Below are 2,919 nucleotides of genomic sequence, written 5' to 3' on the forward strand. Positions count from 1 at the left end.
CACATTCTTAGTCATAATAACAGAAAAATCTTTCTTTGCTCCCGTACCTGTAATTTGTATTACTCTATTTTCAACCGCTTGCCCCATTGGAAATATACATGGAATTTGGGCAACCATTTCATTAAAGGCACGATTGTAATAGAGCCATTGTTGTGTAAAAGGACGATATAGGCTTTGAATAAGGCATGTATCTTCAAATTCAAAAATCTTTCCTTTAGTTAAATGTTTCTTAAGATTAATACTCCAACTAATTTTGCTTTCATCGGCATTAACAAAATTATCTACAGTTTTAGTACGTGTTTTACCGTTATCATGTGTATAAACACCATTAAAACGCTCCACTTCACTATTGTAGAAAGTAATCATATTACTCATATTCTTCGCGAGAGTTTCATTGCTTGCATTGTATGCCCAAGCATCACGATTGGTTTTTAGACCACAAGAATAAATCTCAAACAGTTTTTTACTATGAGGTTTCTTATCACTTAAAGCTAGGAATGTCTTGAAACTGTCATCACGTTGACCAAGCCAATCATTATGCTTATCCGGTATAATTATTTGCCAACCTTGTTTGCTCTGTGTAATACCATCAATGCTACCAAATTTTTTAATTGTCTTAAGCTTTTTTTCTCTTGTGAGATAATCTCCAATATCACGGAAATATATTTTCCCACGCTGTTGAGATTCTGGATTTTTTATGAGAATAGAGATAGCTATGGGAGCCCGTGATCCAGAACCAAAAATCTTACCACCTTCTTTTCGCGAAAGTTCTCCAGAGGTTCGTTGATTACCCCGTAAATGGAAAATATAAAGGCTGCTAAATTCCTTAACGAGGCATTTTCTTAAACCATTTAAAGAACATGCATTAATAAACCCTGCGTTTGTAACAAAACCAATAATACCACAATCTTTTATACGGTCACTAGCCCATCGAATTGCTCGTATATAGCTATCATAAAGTGCTTGCATATTGATTGATTCAGATTGAGCAGCATAAGTTTCACTGATACGATTATCTAATATGGGATAAGGGGTATTCTTCGCATTATCATTAGCACTTTTTTGACCAGTTGAATAAGGCGGGTTGCCGAAGATAACTTCGATAGTCAAATTTTTCTGATGTTCCAAATATTCACTGTTTTCTTTGAGTATACCTTCCATAAGATCTTGTTTTTCAATCATTCGAAACGTATCAGTCAAACCAATATGCTTGAAAGGGATATAATTTCCTTTCATAAGACCATGATAGGTTGCTTCGATATTAATGGCTGCTATGTAATAGGCTAGCAAGACAATCTCATTTGCGTGGATATCATAACGGTATTTATATTCCATATCCTCTGGTTTGATGAGATTGGATTGTAATAGCCGTGTGATAAAGGTCCCAGTACCCGTAAAAGGGTCAAGAATAGAAACACCACGTGATCCTAGACTTTTTCCAAATTCATGACGCAACACATCATCAACAGAATGAATGATAAAATCAACAACCTCAATGGGAGTATAAACAATGCCTAATTTTTCTACTGTACGCGGAAAAGCATAACGGAAAAATTCATTATAAAGCTCTACAATTAAACTTTGTTGTGCTTCAAGAGTGGTAATTCCACGCGTGTAAAATTGTACACTCTTAGAAATATTTTTGAGATCTTGAGATTCTTCTTTAGGGGTAACTTTATCAAGGACATTGAGTACACGTTGTAAAGCACAAGATACGGGATTCTCTTGAACAAACTGATGCCCCTCAAATAAAGCATTAAAGACTGGACGCGTCACAAGATGTTGCGCAAGCATTTCAATCGCATTTTGTTCGGAGATAGTTGTATTTAAATTACTACGTAATTCGGTCATAAAATCATTAAACACACGCCGTGTTTCAGTTTCTGATTTCGTCAAAACCTCAGTTAAGCGTGTGATATGAGTTTGAGCAAGATCACCAACATTTATTGCCCATTTTTTCCAATAGCTAGGGTCGTAAAATCTATTAACAATAGCAGCTTTAATGACATCTTTACATTTAGAAAAAAGGGGGAGTTCTCCTTGTTCTTCACATGTGTGAGAGGATTCATAAGTTGCTAACCCAATATTAAGTCCTGAATACTCTAATTTTGAGCGTATAGGTAAATCATCAATAACCGTGGTCGTATCTTCTAACGCAAGTTCTTGAGAAGCAGCAACAATTTCAAGAGCATCGCTTACGTCTTGTTTTTTGTGCATATGGTGAATTATTTTATTAAAGTTATCATCATGAGCACGTAAAGCATTGAGAACTTGCCAGATGACATTATACTTTTGGTTGTTTTCTAAGGCTATTTCCGGCGGAATATCAGCGGGTATCCCAACGGGTAGAATGATATAGCCTCTTTTTTTACCCTCTGCTCGACGCATTACACGTCCGATCGCTTGAATAATCTCAATTTGACTTTTGCGCGGGTGTAAAAATAGAACAGCATCAAGAGCGGGTACATCAACACCTTCAGAAAGACAGCGTACATTGGTAAGTACACGACAAGTATTTTCCCCCGCATCTTCCTTTAACCAGTCAAGTTGTTTTGTACGCTCTTTAGCACTAAAGGTTCCATCAATATGGGCAAGGGTACAGTTAAGAGGAGGAGTATCTTTATAGTTTTTATGAAGAGCGCGTAAAGATTCTTGCACTTTTTCTTTTTTGAATCTTTTGCATATGCGTTTAGAAGTATCAATATCTTTGCAAAAAGCTAAAGCTCTACGCATGGGCTTGGGGTCATCTTCAAGATCAAGTTTCAGATCCATTTTGGTAAGGGCTCTATAACAGCCATTAATCTTGGTCCTATCATCGAGAATAAGTTCATAATTCTTATCGGTAATCAGATGTTGAATGGATTGACTTACTTCTTCTTCGTTGACAACTAATATGATAACTTTACAAGGTGATAACAG

1 protein-coding gene is annotated in these 2,919 nt (G+C 36.1%); it reads right to left on the bottom strand.

What is annotated here, in order from left to right:
* Positions 1-2,919: type ISP restriction/modification enzyme (locus ACFINX_RS09575; protein ID WP_375668752.1), on the bottom strand; the 2,919-nt coding region annotated here is incomplete at both ends.

It is taken from the genome of Bartonella sp. AP36NXGY, assembly GCF_042195865.1.
Lineage (GTDB): Bacteria > Pseudomonadota > Alphaproteobacteria > Rhizobiales > Rhizobiaceae > Bartonella.